The following is a 15,637-nucleotide window of genomic DNA, read 5'->3' on the forward strand; positions in this document are numbered from 1 at the left end:
GGATGATTGAGCTTTGCTTGTGTTCTATCGGTTAGCTTTGGGCTGTTTTGCTAATGCTGGCTTGCAATGATCCGCTGCATCTCCTCAATGCTGATAATGCCTTGTAGTACTTTTAATAGAGCCGAGCGTTTTAGATCATAAAAACCTTGCTGCTCAGCTAGTGCCTTAATCTGTAACGCATTGCCTCCTTGCATAATCAGCTCAGCCAGATCGTCTGTTAAAAGTAATACTTCAAATATGCCCACTCGACCTTTATAGCCATCTGTACAGTGCTTGCAGCCGACCGCTTTATAAATAGCAGACTTGGTTGAATCACAGTCTGGCATTAGGCGGCACGCTAAAGAGGAGGGCTGTAATCGCTCTAGGTCCCTTTCCAAAAACCCCATCTGCAACAGACTATGACTGGGCACATTAACATGCTTTTTACAATGGACACATAAGCGCCTAGCTAGGCGTTGAGCCACTACCAAGCTGATAGCAGTGGCGATATTAAAGTGAGTAATTCCCATGTGGTGTAAGCGGGCTAGGGTCTCTGTGGCGGAGTTGGTGTGTAAAGTTGACAGCACCAAATGCCCGGTTTGGGCAGCTTGGATGGCGGTATCGGCAGTTTCTAAATCTCGAATCTCACCGATCACAACCACGTCTGGGTCTTGACGCAAAAAAGACTTAAGCGCCGCATCAAAGCTTAAGCCTATCTTGGGGTTAATGCTAACTTGGTTCACTCCGCAGAGATTGATTTCTACCGGATCTTCAACGGTGGAGATATTGGTGGTTTCGGTGTTTAACAGCTTAAGCCCAGCGTATAACGATAAGGTTTTTCCAGAGCCAGTGGGACCAGTAAGAAGCACAATGCCTTGCGGCTGATACAAAGCTTGTAAAAAAGCTTGCTGTTGATCCGGCTCAAGCCCCAATTGGTCAATGTCTACTATGGAATCGGCGCAATCAATCACCCGAAGTACTATTTTTTCGCCAAATAAGGTGGGTATGGCGCTAACTCTATAATCGAGAGTGTGGTTGTCGGCGGTAAGCAGTTTGATGCGCCCATCTTGTGGCAGTCTGCGTTCTGAGATGTCCATTTGTGCCATGATTTTGAGCCGAGCAGAAACTTTGGCAATTAAAGACGGTAATAGCGTCGTCATTTGCTTTAGTATGCCATCGATGCGGAAGCGAACTCGATACAGTTGCTCATAAGGCTCAAAGTGTAAGTCTGAAGCTCCCAGCTGCACAGCCTGTATCAGCAATGAATTTACCAGTTTAACCACGGGATCATTATCAAAAGCAGTCAGCTTCACTGCTGTGGGTAGCGACTTTGAAGTGGCAAGAGGTTTGGGGGAGTTGGCAGTGGCTGAGGGATAAGCTGAGGGGTGAATAGAAACGCTAGCGTCGGGCATGGGGGCATCTTATAAGTAGGTGGCCTGCCTGACAAAGAGAGAGGATAAAACTTCAGACAAAAAATAGATTTTTTAGTAAACCTTATTTTTATTCCTTTCACAAGCGTTAAATAAGATTAGCTTGGCTTAACTGTGTGTGAAATTTTACAAATTGTAGCCTTAAAACAATAAAGGCTAAATCAGTTGTATGAGACTATGATATAATATAGGGCTATCATATTTTTACGCTGACCACTATCCGTTACTATTAGGCTGGAGTTTGTTCGCTGCTTGATAGGTAAACCATTGGTTAATAAGTTGAATTTCTTTTATTGAGAGTGTTTTATGAAGTCTTGGGTTGTCGGTAATTGGAAGCTAAATCCTGCATCAGTTAATGCAGTGCAAGCCTTAGTGGATGATTTAGTAGATGGTGTAGACGCTCAAAGCAACACCCTACAAAACAGCCATATCATGGTGGCGCCAAGCTTATTGCATTTGTCTCAGGTTGAAGATATTCTGCGTACCAAATCTGCTGTTATCAAGCTGGCCTGTCAAGATGTGTCAGCTTTATCCGCTGAAACAGGCGCCTATACTGGTGATGTCTCAGCGCAGCAGCTACAAGATTTAGGAGTGCAGTGGGCTATCATTGGTCACTCTGAGCGTCGTCAATACTTTAATGAAGATAATGAGACTTTATTAAATAAGATGAAGCACTGTGCTGCCCAAGGTTTAGGCGTTATCTTGTGTATTGGTGAGTCAGAAGCTGACTTTGAAGCGGGCAACACTACCCAAGTATTGGCAGAGCAACTGACCGTTATTGCTGATTTTTTGCAGCAGTCAGAAGCTGCCGATGCTGATTATATTGCCAATAAGCTTATTATTGCTTATGAACCAGTTTGGGCTATTGGTACTGGTAAAGTGCCAAGTGTTGCAGAGGTCACAGAGGTTCACAAATTTATCCGTGAGCGTTTACAGTCTTTTGAAGCGGCCTTAGCAAAGACCCCTGTATTGTATGGGGGCAGTGTTAAGCCTGAAAATGCTCAAGATTTTGCAGCTTCAGAGCAGATTAATGGGGTGTTAGTCGGAGGCGCTGCATTACAAGCAGACAGCTTCCTTGACATTGCCAAAGCATTTTCTAAATAATGACACTGCCGATCAATAGCGACTTTTTGTCTTTTATTGAAACTGAAACATTGAAATGCAAAGCCGCGGTCGCTATTAATACTGGCTTAGTCGTTAAACTTTAGCGATTAAAGCTTGGTTATCAAAAATATTTTGTTATTAAAAATACAGTAAAAACACAATCCTATAGAAATTTTCTCGTCTTTTAACTCTTAAGATTAAGTAAGGCAAAGCATGTTTAACATTATTCTAGCCATTCATATTATTGTTGCTATTGCCATGATTGGGTTGATTTTAATTCAACACGGTAAAGGGGCTGATGCCGGAGCTTCTTTTGGAGCAGGCGCATCAGGTACGGTTTTTGGCGCTGCAGGTAGTGCCAACTTTTTGACCCGTGCGACCGCAGTATTGGCGGTTATCTTCTTTAGTACCAGTTTAACGCTGGCGGTTCATGCCCGTAAGCAAGCGGAAGGTCAATATCAGTTAGATGTGCCGGCTGCCTCTCAAGTACCGGTGACAAACACGCAACCAGCACCTGCACCGGCAGAGTAAGGTAAAGCTTAGTATCTTTATTGATACTGTGGTCTCTACTTTTTAAATGGGTTGCACCCTAAGTTAAAGACGAGTAGAATGTGCCACCTAATTTAGAATAATTAGTGACCACTTAAGGCAACGATTTAAGTTAATTTCCTCTTTCCTCAACAAGGATTTGATTAACATAAATTAATTATCTAGCCTTGGGATATATGACAAATTAGCAAAAGCGATTGTGGTGGAATTGGTAGACACGCCATCTTGAGGGGGTGGTAGCGCAAGCTGTGAGGGTTCAAGTCCCTCCAATCGCACCAATATCAAAGTATTGACTATCCTTGCAGTTACGTATAGTATGGTCAGCTCATTTGGCACTCAGGCAGCAGTTATTAGCTAGCCAAGGGGCAAAGTAGTAAAGGTAAGGCTATAAGTTTAGTGATTTATAAGGTTTTGCTAAGTTTTTAAATTTAAAATGATTTAATGCTTGACAACCCTTTAAACTTTACATATAATAGTCAGCCTAGATTGATGCGGGGTGGAGCAGTCTGGTAGCTCGTCGGGCTCATAACCCGAAGGTCGTTGGTTCAAATCCAGCCCCCGCTACCATTTTTTATTTCAATCTTACTTTTTATTTAACCCACCATATTGTTTGTGGGTTTTTTTGTATCTGTTATTTTTAATATTGCCTAATAGTCATAATATGCATTTATAATAGATACTTCTATTTATGGACTAAAAAACGAGTCATGAAGTTATCTAATAAAGTCACTCAGTTAACCGATATTATTGCCCCAGCTGTTGCTGCTTGTGATGTAGCGCTGTGGGGGGTGGAATTCTTACCGCAAGGTGGGCGTTCACTATTACGCATATACATTGAATCCTTGCCAGAAGATAAAGCCGCTGATAAACAGGTTACTATTGAAGACTGTGCAGCGGTTACTCACCAAGTTAGTGGTGTGCTTGAAGTGCATGACCCTATTGCAGGCGAATATGTCCTTGAAGTTTCCTCTCCAGGTCTTGATAGACCTTTCTTTGCCCCTGAGCAGATGTCGGATTATTTGGGTCAAATGCTTAATTTGCGTTTGATTCAAGCAGTTGGCGTGGGAAGCTCAAAACGCCGTAAAGTGACTGGTAAGCTTGAGCAATTAGGCGATAAACAATTATCTGTAGTCACACCAGAAGGCGAGCAGTTCGATATTGCCCTTGATAACATTGATAAAGCAAATTTAATCTATCAAGATTTGTAATCTTGGCATATAAGTTGTTCTAAAGCTTACTATTTATTTAACTTGATTTGATCCGGTAAATTACTGTTAACTTTTAACCAGCCTTATATATTAATTTGGGTTTGGATAAGAGATAATAGTAAGCAGCGTTTTGAATGAACTTAAACATCACAGCTTTTAGGCCTAAGATAAAAATAAATTTAATAATTTTTTGCTACTTTAAATGATAAGTAGGCGAGGATAGGTGTGTAATGAGTCGAGAAATTTTAACGGTAGTAGAGACCGTCAGTAACGAGAAAGGCCTAAATCCAGAAGACATCTTTGAAGCAATCGAAGAGGCTTTGGTGGTTTCTACTAAAAAAAGAGTCTATACCGATCAGCCTGAAGTAGCAGTACGTGTTGAAATTGACCGTGACACCGGTGACTATGATACGTACCGCTATTGGACTGTTGTGGCTGATGAAGACCACGAGATGCCTGCTTGTCAGTTAGCCATCAGTGATCTTGATGAAAACGAATGGTCTATTGGTGATATTAAAGAAGAGCAAATCGAGTCTATCGAATTTGGTCGTATTGCCGCTACGCAAGCCAAGCAAGTTATTATCCAAAAGATTCGTGAAGCTGAGCGTGCTTTAACTGCCGATGCCTTCGAGCCTAGAATTGGCGAGATGATGTATGGCGAAGTCAAGAAGCAAACTCGTGATGGCTATATTATTGATCTAGGCGACAATGCCGAAGGGTATTTATCACGCGATCAAATGTTACCGCGTGAACAATTACGCGTAAAGTCGCGTATTAATGCTATCCTATATCATGTAAATCGCGATAACCGCGGCGCTCAATTATTATTATCACGTACCAGCCCAGATATGCTGATTGCGTTGATGAATAAAGAAGTTCCTGAAATTAACGAACAAATCATCGAAATTCGTGATGTGGCCCGTCAGCCAGGCGTTCGTGCTAAAATATCAGTGAAGACCAATGATCATCGTATTGATCCTGTAGGTGCTTGTATTGGTATGCGTGGAACGCGTATTCAAGCCGTACAGTCTGAGCTTGATGGCGAACGTATTGATGTCATTGTATGGTCTGATGATCCTGCGCAGTACATTATTAGTGCTTTAGAGCCAGCAGACGTAAGCAGTATTGTGTTAGATGAAGATGCCAAAACAGCAGACATCATCTTTACTGCCAATGATCAGTTAGCCCGCGCTATTGGTGCCCAAGGTCAAAACGTGCGTTTGGCCTCAGAGTTAACTGGCTATAAATTAAATATGATGCTTGAGGCAGAGTACCTAGAGCGTCAACAGAATGAAACAAAAGCTTATATTGAGCTGTTCTATAATCGTCTAGAAGTCGATGAAGACCTAGCTCAAGCGTTAGTAGACGTGGGCTTTACCAGTATTGAAGAAGTGGCTTATGTGCCTGCTGAGACTTTCTATGACATCGAAGGTCTTGACGACGACGCGATTGAAATGATTCAAGAGCGTGCAAAAGAAGTAGTCATTGCTGATGAACTGGTTAAACAGCAAAATATGAAAGAGCCAAGCGAAGAGTTGCTCACAATGGACGGCATGACGACCGACTGGGCGTATAAGCTGGCTCAACGTGACATCATCACGTTAGATGATTTAGCAGAGCAAGCAGTATTTGATCTTGAAGACATTGAAGGTCTTGATGAGAAAACTGCAGGTGAGCTGATCATGAAGGCACGTGAATCTTGGTTTAATGAAGAATAATAAATAGGTGACTATAAATGGCAGATAAGACCGTCAAAGAATTAGCAGACATGGTAAGCAAATCAGTCAGTGCAGTACAGAAGCAACTGACTGACGCTGGGCTGCCTGCTCGTGGCGAGGATGACCTGGTCACCGAGCTTGAGCAAGAACAGCTAGTAGCTTTCCTGAAGCAAACACACGGACAAAAAGAGAAGCGTCGTATTAGTTTGAAATCTAAAACGACTAGTACCGCTCGCGTGACTGGTTCTTCGGGCAAGTCAAAAAGCGTTAATGTTGAAGTTCGTAAGAAAAAAGTATTTGAAAAGCCCGATCCAAACAAATTGGCTGAAGAAATTGCTGCCCGCGAAAAAGCCGCTTTAGAAGCAAAGAAACGTGCTGAAGAAGAAGCGAAAAAACGTGAGCAAGCCAAAAAAGAAGCAGAAGAGCGTCAAGCAGCCACACTGGCGGCGATGCGTGCTAACTTAGGTGGTGGCTCATCCTCTGATGACAAAAAAGACGAAGTCTCTACTGTTGTCGTGAAAAAAGGCAGTAAGGCTGCGGCAGAAGCAAAACAAGCCCCGAAAAAGAAAGCAGCACCGACTAAGCCAAAAGTGGAAACAGCAGCAGAGCGCAAAGCGCGTGAAGCCCGTGAAGCTGAAGAAGAACGTCTACGCAGAATCGAAGCGGAAACTCGTCGTAAGCAAGCAGAAGAAGCTCAGAAGAAAACCCTTGAGCAAATGCGCAAAATGGCGGGTAAATACAGTGATAAAGAGCCTGTGGCTGAAGTTCGCAAAGATGAGCCACTAGCTGAAGGTTTAGTAGGCGAAGCTTTAGAAGAGTCCTTTGAAAAAGAACGTCGTGAAATTAAACGCGGTTCTTCTGGTACAGCCACTCGTGGCCGTCGCCGTAAAGGACAAGAAGAGCGTGAAATTCGCAACCGTAAACACGGCTTAAAGTCTTCACAAGCTTCTCAGCATAAGTTTGAAAAGCCGGTTGAGAAGATTGTTCATAATGTTGAAATTCCAGAACACATTGTGGTTTCAGATCTGGCTCAGCGTATGGCAGTTAAAGCCCGTGAAGTAACTAAGTTACTTATGAAAATGGGTGAGATTGTTGGCGCTGACGAAGAGATTGATCAGGCTACAGCCAGTTTAATCGTTGAAGAAATGGGTCATAACCCAGTTCCAGTTAGTGATACTAAAGTTGAAGACGATCTACAAGAAGCGGTAGAAGAGCGCAGCAGTAACGTTCAAACCCGCCCACCAGTAGTGACTATTATGGGTCACGTTGACCATGGTAAGACCTCTTTACTTGATAAGATTCGGGAAACGAAAGTAGCACCAGGTGAAGCTGGTGGTATTACTCAGCATATCGGTGCTTATCATGTTAAGACTGAACGTGGCGTAATTACTTTCTTAGATACCCCAGGTCACGCAGCGTTTACCGCTATGCGTTCACGTGGTGCCCAAGCGACGGATATCGTAATCCTAGTTGTGGCTGCTGATGATGGTATGATGCCGCAAACTGAAGAAGCCATTGACCACGCTCGCGCTTCTGGTACGCCAATCATTGTTGCTATCAACAAGATGGATAAGAGTACAGCCGATCCTGACCGTGTCTTGAATGAGCTTACGACCAAAGAGATCGTAACCGAAGAGTGGGGCGGTGACGTTCCAGTAGCGAAGATTTCTGCCAAAACAGGCGAAGGTATTGATGAGCTATTAGAACTGGTTAACCTACAAGCTGAGTTAATGGAGCTTGAAGCTCCGACTGAAGGTGCGGCGCAAGGTGTGGTCATTGAATCACGTCTTGAAAAAGGCCGTGGTGCAGTCGCCAGCCTACTGGTTAAGAAAGGTACCTTAAACCAAGGTGATCTAGTCTTAGCGGGTGAGTTCTATGGTAAAGTACGTGCTATGACTGATGAGACCGGTCAGCGTGTTAAGACTGCAGGTCCTTCAATCCCAGTAGAGATTCTAGGCTTACCTGATACACCAGCAGCGGGCAGTGAATTCTTAGTCGTATCTGATGAGAAAAAAGCCCGTGAAGTGGCTGAATTCCGTGCCAATCGTGAGCGCGAGCAGCAACTTGAGCGTCAGAACAAGATGCGTCTTGAGAGCATGTTTGAACAGATGGGCCAAGATGACGTGTCTGTGTTAAACATTATCTTGAAGACAGATGTACGCGGTACATTAGAAGCACTATTAGCAGCGTTAAATGAGCTGTCTACTGACGAAGTTAAAGTGAAAGTAATCAGCTCAGGGGTTGGCCCAATCGCAGAGTCTGATGTAACACTTGCTGAATCAAGTGAAGCGGTATTACTAGGCTTTAACGTTCGTGCTGATAACGCTGCCAAGCGTAAAGCGGATGAAGCAGGTATCGATATCCGTTACTACAGCGTAATCTATGGTTTAATTGATGATGTGAAGGCTGCCATGAGTGGCATGTTATCTCCTGAGCATCGCGAGAAAATCTTGGGTATTGCTGAAGTACGTGATGTATTCCGTTCAAGTAAGTTTGGTGCAGCCGCCGGTTGTATGGTGGTTGAAGGCACTATCTATCGCAACAAGTCTATCCGTGTATTACGTGATGACAAAGTGGTCTTCACCGGCCAACTTCAGTCGCTACGTCGCTACAAGGATGACGTGAACGAAGTACGCTCTGGTATGGAGTGTGGTCTTGCGGTTCGCGGCTATGACGTTGAAGTGGGCGATAAGATTGAAGTGTTTGAAATCCAAGAGATTCAGCGTACTATCTAAGTATCAAAAGTAGTCATCAAAGACCTATCAGGTCATCCTGTTAGGTCTTTTTTTGTTTTTTATAGCCATTATATTATGAGTTATTAGCAGTCATAGCTACTCAAGGTCGCACCACGTAGTGCTGACAACGAGTGTTATGCTGTTACTAATAACTGTATTAAAAGGAAGAACCATGAGCCAACGTTTACAACGTGTGGGTGATCAAATTCAGCGTGAACTCGCTGTCCTTATCCGTGATGAGATTAATGATCCCCGTTTAACAGGTTTTGTTACCATCTCAAGTGTCAAAGTAAGCTCAGATTTGGGTTATGCGGACGTTTATGTGACAGTGATGGAACCCGAGCTAAATGATGCGATGAGCAAACACAGTCACGAGGCCAGTATAGAAGTGCTGAATAAAGCGGCAGGTTTCTTACGTACAGAATTAAGTCATAGCCTGAAAACTCGTACTACGCCCCGCCTAAGATTCCATTATGATGAAGTAACTGCCCGCGGTAACTACATGATGGATCTGATTAACAAAGCGGTGACCAAGACTGAGCAAACCGAAGCCAATAGCAATGAAGATGGCGAAGACGATAACGACTCAGCGTTATAACATTTGGCCTATGCTGAACTTTGAGCTTAATTTGATTTTGAGTGTAACTTAACTAAGTAGATAGCAATGACTAAACATAATACAGCCAAATCAACTCAATCTGCTTCAGACTCAAATAAAGTCCAAAAGAGTAAAGTATCAGGCGTTATTTTGATTGATAAGCCGAAGGGACTGACCTCACAGCAGGTAGTCTCTAAAGTGAAGTATTTGCTTAAATCACCTGTCCACGACAGTAAAAAGGCAGGTCATACTGGCACCCTTGACCCAATGGCTACTGGGTTGTTGCCCATATGTCTGGGTGAAGCGACTAAGTTTAGCCATTATCAGCTTGATGCGGATAAATCTTATCAGGCTGTTATCAAATTAGGGGTGCAAACTGACACTGGTGATGCCGAAGGACAGTCCGTTGCCGAAAAAGACATTCCTGAGATTTCTGCAGCAGACTTAGCTCGGGTAACCGTTCAGTTTTCAGGTGATATCAAGCAAGTGCCGCCCATGTATTCTGCCTTAAAAAGAGAAGGCAAGAAGTTGTATGAGTATGCCCGTGCAGGTATCGAGATTGAACGGGAAGCTCGTCCTATTAGCATAAAACAATTGGTTTTGGAGCAGGGTGAAGCAAAAGACGAATTATTATTAACAGTTACTTGCTCTAAAGGCACCTATGTACGAGTGTTGGGAGAAGATATCGCTCAAGCATTGGGCACTTTGGGGCATCTTACTGCTTTACGCCGCACCCAAGTGGGTCATTTCGATATTGAACAAGCCATCAGCCTTGATGAGCTAGAAGAACAAACGCATGAACAGCGGTTGGCTCAGTTGCAAAGCATTGATGCTTGTATCAGTGGGCTAAGCTCCCTTGTGGTAACCGATGAGCAGTGTCAGCGCTTGCTAATGGGTCAGCGTCTAAATGTTAAGCCGCAGCTTGATGCAGCGTTAACAGCGTACTTGATTCAGCAGATGGCTGAAGAGCGTGGCTCAGACGATGAGGTCACAGAGGCGGAAAAAAGTTGTGATATTAAATTATTTAATGCTGAAGGCGTCTTCTTAGGGCTAGGTCAGTTACAGCTGAATGGTCGTTTACAGCCGAAGAAAATGGTTCAGAGATGAGTCTCGCCATTGTCTATTTACACTTTGAGATAATCAAATCAATTTGAAGAAGCTCATATTCTATTAAGCCTATATCATAATGATATGGGCTTTTTTTATGGGTATATAACCGTTACTAATGTTAAAACAGCTACTAATATTGGGCTTTGTTGCTTAAGTTACTTAGTAGCCACATATTTCACAAATACATACATTTTCTTGCAACTGGTATCTTTTACAGTCGCCACTAAGCTTGTAGTCTAGATAGTGAGCCTAAGGAAGGGAGTGTATTAAAAGAATTAAAGTTTAAAAGTATTAAAAGAAAATAATAATAAAAAAATAAATTAAAAATAAGAAGTTAAAAATAAGAAGTTAAAAATAAGAAGTTAAAAATAAGAAGAAGATAAATATTAAAAATTAGAATAAAAAATAAAAATAAATAAGTAAGTCGATAATTAAAACTATAAAAAATAAAGACAATAATTAGAAATAACAGATAACAATAATAAAAACTCAGCTAAAGATAATAATAACTAACAATAATATACAGTAGGCTAATAGTTCTACCAAGCCAATAACAATAATAATTATTAGCATGTTCAGGACAATAGCAAATACATAGAAATATTGAATGTCTCAATAATAACGGAGTGTTTAATAATGAGTACTAAAATCGCATTTTTATTAAGTTCATATTTTGAACAGTCAGAATATGAAGAAGTGGACCGTTTGTTACAAGACAAAGGCCATGAAACGGTATTAATTACTACTAATGACAAAAAACAAGTGCAAGGTATGAAAGGCGATGTTGATAAAGCAGACACCTTTACTGCCGATTTATTTCTCAGTGAAGCTAAAGCTGAAGATTATGCAGCTCTTGTGCTACCAGGTGGTACGGTCAACGCCGATACTCTCCGTGTAGATAAAGCGGCTCAAGATTTTGTCAGAAGTTTTTATGATAATAATAAAACAGTAGCCGCTATTTGCCATGCACCTTGGTTACTTATTAACTCAGGCTTAGTGAAAGGTAAGACTTTAACTGCTTATCACACTTTGCAGACAGATATTGAAAATGCTGGTGGTACCTTTGTTGATAAGCAAGTACAGCAAGAGGGCAACTTGATTACCTCACGTAATCCTGATGATATTGAAGCCTTTGCCACCGCTATCGATAAAGCGGTGAAACAGTAATAGCAATATCTTAAAGCTGAAATATAGCTAAAAATAGAAATATAGTAGATAAACTCAGTTGATACTTTTAATAGCCTCTATTTTTTATACTTTATATTTCTATGATCCCATAAGTTTATAATAATTAAGGAAAATATTATGACACAGTCTAATGATAAAAAGTTTGCCCAACAACAATCAGAAGCGGAACTTGCGGGCCTAAAGAACCAAGTTGAAGGTAATCTGGGTCACAACAAAGACAAGGAACAAGACGAAGCAGCAGAAGGCATTGCTGAGAATCTAGAACAAACTCAATCTAAATAGTGGTCTAGACTGGAGATTATCATGAGTAATAACAAACTAAATCAAGACGCAGAGAATCTTGAGAAAACTTTAGATGATAAGCAAGAACCTGATAGCGTAGCAGAAGCTACAACTGCTGCTTTAGATGATGAAGCACTAGGTGGTCATGCTACTGAAGCAGATAGACCAAATAAAACAGATAGACCAAAAAATAAATAGTGGTTTTTCTGGTTTAAAACATAGTAATTTAAGATGGTAATCAATCTTCTAAAAAACTACTCACTTATGAGTAGTTTTTTGTTATAATGACAGGCTTACTTAGTCATTTTTTTAGGTCATCTCTAGTAATGCAGGGATGTCCTCAATAAAACTGACTTTATATTATCAATGCATTGCAGGAGAAAGTTATGCTAACTAAAACCGATCGCGAACAAATTATCGCTCAATACCAGCGTGCCCCTGGCGACACTGGTTCACCTGAAGTACAAATCGCACTACTAAGTGCACGTATCAACGATTTACAAGATCATTTCAAAGAGCATAAAGGTGATCACCATAGCCGTCGTGGTTTAATCCGTATGGTTAACCAACGTCGTAAGCTACTAGATTACTTGAAAGGCAAAGATTTAGCTCGCTATGCAGCATTAATCAGCGAACTAGGCCTGCGTCGTTAATTTTAATTGTGGTTGTAAACTTATTTTCCCTAATTGGGATTATAAGTTTATGTCAAAAGTTAAATTAAAGCGCTCATGCCTTAAATAAAAAAAGACGGTGTGAATATTTCACGCCGTTTTTTGTATCTCATTCTTTATCCTCTCATTCTTCAAGTCTGGAAGCGGTCTACCAGATAATCCAGTCAGGGTGTCAAATGACTTTTATTGGTCAACTATGGCAAATCCCTGTAAAATAAGAGGCCATCTATTCGATGACAATGGGCTTCTAACGTTTGTCATGTTTGCTGCAAACTGCCTGCAGCTCAGTTATGTGCAGGGGTATAACCCTTTAAAAAGCAGGCAAACGTTAGAGGCTAAAATAAGTCTCAATAGATGTGTTACCCCTTTATATTTGCTAATTTATAAAAATAGGAAAAATTAATGTCAATGTTCAATACCATTTCTCGAGAGTTCCAATATGGCAACCAGCAAGTAATTATTGAAACTGGTCGTATCGCCAGACAAGCCAACTCAGTGCTTGTGCATATGGGTGGTGTTTCAGTATTGGTAGCAGCTGTGGTTAAAAGTGAAGCCAAAGAAGGTCAAAACTTCTTTCCACTAACGGTTAACTATCAAGAAAAAATGTACGCAGCAGGTAAAATCCCTGGTGCTTACGGCAAGCGTGAAGGTCGTCCAACTGAGTTTGAAACGCTAACCTCTCGTTTAATTGACCGTCCAATTCGTCCTTTGTTCCCAGAAGGCTATGTAAACGAAATTCAAATCACCGCCACTGTGGTATCAAGTGATAAAAAACACTATGCTGATATCGCGGCGATGATTGGTGCTTCTGCGGCACTGGCTATCTCAGATGCACCTTTCAACGGTCCTGTTGGTGGTGCTCGCGTTGGTTTTATCAATGGTGAATATGTTCTTAACCCATCTATTGAAGAGTTAGAAACCAGTGATCTTGATCTAGTTGTTGCTGGTACTAAATCTGCGGTATTAATGGTTGAATCAGAAGCTGCTGAGCTGTCTGAAGATCAAATGTTAGGTGCGGTATTATATGGCCATGAACAACAGCAAATCGTTATCGATAATATTGTTGAATTGGCTAAAGCAGTTGGTACAGAAAAACAACAGTTTGTTGCGCCTGAATTAAACGCTGAGTTAAAAGAAAAAGTTATCACTCAGTTTGGTAGCCAAGTAGCTGATGCTTATTCAATTAGTGACAAACAAGAGCGTTACACCAAGCTTGATGAAATCAAAGCTGCTGCTATCGAAGCTCTTGCAGGTGATCCTGAAAGCGAAGAGTTTGGCGAGAAAGAAGCTCAAATCAAAGAAATCTATGAAGATCTTAAGTACCGCACCGTTCGTGACGCCATTCTTTCTGGTAAGCCACGTATCGATGGTCGTGACTTAGATACAGTTCGTGCTTTAGATATCCAAGTAGGGGTACTACCGTACACCCATGGTTCTGCTTTATTTACTCGCGGTGAGACTCAGGCTTTAGTTACTACCACTTTAGGTAACTCACGTGACGTAAACTTAATTGATTCATTAGCCGGCACTATCCAAGATCACTTCATGCTGCATTACAACTTCCCACACTTCTCAGTAGGTGAGACAGGTCGTGAAGGGGTGCCAAAGCGCCGTGAAATCGGTCATGGTCGTTTAGCTCGTCGTGGTGTTCAAGCGATGCTTCCAGACAGTGACCGCTTCCCATACGTCATCCGTGTGGTGTCTGAGATTACTGAATCTAACGGTTCTTCTTCTATGGCTTCAGTTTGTGGCGCTAGCCTTGCCTTAATGGACGCTGGTGTACCAATGAAAGCTCCTGTGGCCGGTATTGCTATGGGTCTGGTTAAAGAAGGCGATCGCTTTGCGGTGTTATCAGACATCTTAGGTGACGAAGATCACTTAGGTGATATGGACTTTAAAGTGGCCGGTACAAAAGACGGTATCACTGCGCTGCAGATGGATATTAAGATTGAAGGTATCACTCCTGATATTATGGAAAAAGCGCTTGAGCAAGCCCACGCCGGCCGTATCCATATCCTAAATGCAATGAACGAAGTATTGCCAGCAAGCCGTACTGAAATTAATGCCCATGCGCCTAACTATGCGGTTATGGAAATTAACTCAGATAAGATTCGTGATGTTATCGGTAAAGGCGGTGCGACCATCCGTCAGCTAACTGAAGACACTGGTGCGGTTATCGATATCGATGACAATGGTACCATCCGTATCTTTGGTGAGAACAAAGCCGCTACCAAAGAGGCGATTCGTCAGATTGAAGCGTTAACTGCGGAAGTTGAAGTAGGCAAAGTCTATAAAGGTACTGTAGCTCGCGTTGTGGACTTTGGTGCATTCGTAACCGTATTACCAGGTACTGATGGTTTAGTCCATATCTCACAAATTTCAGATGAGCGTGTAGAAAACGTTTCTGACTATCTAAGTGAAGGTCAAGAAATCAATGTATTGGTTCAAGACGTTGATAACCGTGGCCGTATTAAGCTAACTATGAAAGGCGTTGAGCAAGAGCAAGCTTAATTTTATGACTTAAAAATAGTCATTGGAAGTAATCATTAAAGAAGCCATCTCAATGAGATGGCTTCTTTTTTTGTGGGTTAATTTAGTGGATTTGATGATTAAGTGATGAGACTACAGCTTGTTAGATTAGTAGCAAACTACTGTGCTTAATACTTTATTTTTCGCCATAGCTTTGTTAAGGCGTTATCTGGCAGTATGATGGTTCTACTATTAGTACGCAGAATATCTATAGCTTGGTTAAAGTAGTCTAATTGATTATCTGTGGTAGTAGATAAGTGTTCGAGTTGAGTGTAGTTAGAGTTAGGAAGTAATCGGGTAAAATCGTAACTGACCCCTTCATAATTCTTATGACAGGATAGACACTCATAACAATGACCTTGGACCGACTTAGGTACGGCCAAACCACTGCAGTTACAGCGCATTGAGTGTTTTTCTATTATTGCGACAGCATTATTAATTAACTTCTCATCTTTATTAGAAACTTTTTCCATTGCTATGTCCAATAACCTGTATTTAATATTTATTTAATTATTTATTTCTTTTATCTCTTTGTT

Annotated in this window: 13 protein-coding genes, 2 tRNA genes and 1 pseudogene; 14 read left to right on the forward strand and 2 right to left on the reverse strand. The window is 41.6% G+C overall.

Annotation, left to right across the window (positions count from 1 at the left end; all coding sequences use genetic code 11):
* Positions 1 to 50: 50 nt before the first annotated feature.
* Positions 51 to 1,274: pseudogene (locus G561_RS13910) on the reverse strand (ATPase, T2SS/T4P/T4SS family); the annotation flags it as partial.
* Positions 1,275 to 1,715: 441 nt separating this feature from the next.
* Between G561_RS13910 and tpiA the strand changes: the two are divergent.
* From tpiA to pnp, 14 genes are all read left to right on the forward strand, one after another.
* Positions 1,716 to 2,513 carry a triose-phosphate isomerase gene (gene tpiA, locus G561_RS0104035; protein WP_028858404.1) on the forward strand — a complete coding sequence of 266 codons (798 nt, stop codon included), beginning with the start codon at positions 1,716 to 1,718 and terminating at the stop codon, positions 2,511 to 2,513.
* Positions 2,514 to 2,726: 213 nt separating this feature from the next.
* Positions 2,727 to 3,044, forward strand: coding sequence for a preprotein translocase subunit SecG (gene secG, locus G561_RS0104040; RefSeq protein WP_028858405.1), 318 nt, complete (start codon positions 2,727 to 2,729; stop codon positions 3,042 to 3,044).
* Between the two features lie 211 nt (positions 3,045 to 3,255).
* Positions 3,256 to 3,340 (forward strand) — tRNA-Leu (locus tag G561_RS0104045).
* 212 nt (positions 3,341 to 3,552) lie between these two features.
* A tRNA-Met gene (locus G561_RS0104050) sits at positions 3,553 to 3,629 on the forward strand.
* A gap of 140 nt (positions 3,630 to 3,769) precedes the next feature.
* Positions 3,770 to 4,270, forward strand: a complete 501-nt coding sequence (gene rimP, locus G561_RS0104055; RefSeq protein WP_028858406.1) for a ribosome maturation factor RimP — start codon at positions 3,770 to 3,772, stop codon at positions 4,268 to 4,270.
* A 230-nt stretch (positions 4,271 to 4,500) separates the two neighbouring features.
* A complete protein-coding gene (nusA, locus tag G561_RS0104060; RefSeq protein ID WP_028858407.1) occupies positions 4,501 to 5,988 on the forward strand; it encodes a transcription termination factor NusA in 1,488 nt (495 codons plus the stop codon).
* 17 nt (positions 5,989 to 6,005) lie between these two features.
* Complete coding sequence (gene infB / locus G561_RS0104065; protein ID WP_028858408.1) at positions 6,006 to 8,723, forward strand: translation initiation factor IF-2; 2,718 nt, start codon at positions 6,006 to 6,008, stop codon at positions 8,721 to 8,723.
* Positions 8,724 to 8,895: 172 nt separating this feature from the next.
* On the forward strand, positions 8,896 to 9,321 hold the full coding sequence (locus G561_RS0104070; protein WP_028858409.1) for a ribosome-binding factor A: 426 nt from the start codon (positions 8,896 to 8,898) through the stop codon (positions 9,319 to 9,321).
* 66 nt (positions 9,322 to 9,387) lie between these two features.
* On the forward strand, positions 9,388 to 10,428 hold the full coding sequence (gene truB, locus G561_RS0104075) for a tRNA pseudouridine(55) synthase TruB (protein ID WP_028858410.1): 1,041 nt from the start codon (positions 9,388 to 9,390) through the stop codon (positions 10,426 to 10,428).
* A gap of 639 nt (positions 10,429 to 11,067) precedes the next feature.
* On the forward strand, positions 11,068 to 11,598 hold the full coding sequence (locus tag G561_RS0104080) for a type 1 glutamine amidotransferase domain-containing protein (RefSeq protein ID WP_063226661.1): 531 nt from the start codon (positions 11,068 to 11,070) through the stop codon (positions 11,596 to 11,598).
* A 138-nt stretch (positions 11,599 to 11,736) separates the two neighbouring features.
* On the forward strand, positions 11,737 to 11,901 hold the full coding sequence (locus tag G561_RS15515; protein ID WP_167667694.1) for a hypothetical protein: 165 nt from the start codon (positions 11,737 to 11,739) through the stop codon (positions 11,899 to 11,901).
* Between the two features lie 21 nt (positions 11,902 to 11,922).
* Positions 11,923 to 12,099 (forward strand): hypothetical protein, encoded by a 177-nt coding sequence (locus G561_RS15520; RefSeq protein ID WP_167667695.1) that lies wholly within the window; start codon positions 11,923 to 11,925, stop codon positions 12,097 to 12,099.
* Positions 12,100 to 12,287: 188 nt separating this feature from the next.
* A complete protein-coding gene (gene rpsO / locus G561_RS0104095; protein WP_028858412.1) occupies positions 12,288 to 12,554 on the forward strand; it encodes a 30S ribosomal protein S15 in 267 nt (88 codons plus the stop codon).
* Positions 12,555 to 12,974: 420 nt separating this feature from the next.
* The gene (gene pnp, locus G561_RS0104100; protein ID WP_037031609.1) at positions 12,975 to 15,083 is read left to right on the forward strand and encodes a polyribonucleotide nucleotidyltransferase; all 2,109 of its coding nucleotides are present in this window, start codon (positions 12,975 to 12,977) and stop codon (positions 15,081 to 15,083) included.
* A 146-nt stretch (positions 15,084 to 15,229) separates the two neighbouring features.
* On the opposite strand, the gene G561_RS0104105 is transcribed toward pnp, so the two are convergent.
* Positions 15,230 to 15,574 carry a hypothetical protein gene (locus G561_RS0104105; RefSeq protein WP_028858414.1) on the reverse strand — a complete coding sequence of 115 codons (345 nt, stop codon included), beginning with the start codon at positions 15,572 to 15,574 and terminating at the stop codon, positions 15,230 to 15,232.
* Between the last annotated feature and the right edge of the window lie 63 nt (positions 15,575 to 15,637).

Source organism: Psychrobacter phenylpyruvicus DSM 7000 = NBRC 102152 (assembly GCF_000685805.1).
Classification (GTDB): Bacteria; Pseudomonadota; Gammaproteobacteria; order Pseudomonadales; family Moraxellaceae; genus Psychrobacter; species Psychrobacter phenylpyruvicus.

What these genes read in the sequence shown, in the direction of transcription:
- pnp (WP_037031609.1), top strand. Translation starts at nt 12,975, where the DNA reads ATGTCAATGTTCAATACCATTTCTCGAGAGTTCCAATATGGCAACCAG.
- tpiA (WP_028858404.1), top strand. Translation starts at nt 1,716, where the DNA reads ATGAAGTCTTGGGTTGTCGGTAATTGGAAGCTAAATCCTGCATCAGTT.
- rimP (WP_028858406.1), top strand. Translation starts at nt 3,770, where the DNA reads ATGAAGTTATCTAATAAAGTCACTCAGTTAACCGATATTATTGCCCCA.
- infB (WP_028858408.1), top strand. Translation starts at nt 6,006, where the DNA reads ATGGCAGATAAGACCGTCAAAGAATTAGCAGACATGGTAAGCAAATCA.
- G561_RS15520 (WP_167667695.1), top strand. Translation starts at nt 11,923, where the DNA reads ATGAGTAATAACAAACTAAATCAAGACGCAGAGAATCTTGAGAAAACT.
- G561_RS0104070 (WP_028858409.1), top strand. Translation starts at nt 8,896, where the DNA reads ATGAGCCAACGTTTACAACGTGTGGGTGATCAAATTCAGCGTGAACTC.
- G561_RS15515 (WP_167667694.1), top strand. Translation starts at nt 11,737, where the DNA reads ATGACACAGTCTAATGATAAAAAGTTTGCCCAACAACAATCAGAAGCG.
- G561_RS0104105 (WP_028858414.1), bottom strand. Translation starts at nt 15,574, where the DNA reads ATGGAAAAAGTTTCTAATAAAGATGAGAAGTTAATTAATAATGCTGTC.
- nusA (WP_028858407.1), top strand. Translation starts at nt 4,501, where the DNA reads ATGAGTCGAGAAATTTTAACGGTAGTAGAGACCGTCAGTAACGAGAAA.
- rpsO (WP_028858412.1), top strand. Translation starts at nt 12,288, where the DNA reads ATGCTAACTAAAACCGATCGCGAACAAATTATCGCTCAATACCAGCGT.
- G561_RS0104080 (WP_063226661.1), top strand. Translation starts at nt 11,068, where the DNA reads ATGAGTACTAAAATCGCATTTTTATTAAGTTCATATTTTGAACAGTCA.
- secG (WP_028858405.1), top strand. Translation starts at nt 2,727, where the DNA reads ATGTTTAACATTATTCTAGCCATTCATATTATTGTTGCTATTGCCATG.
- truB (WP_028858410.1), top strand. Translation starts at nt 9,388, where the DNA reads ATGACTAAACATAATACAGCCAAATCAACTCAATCTGCTTCAGACTCA.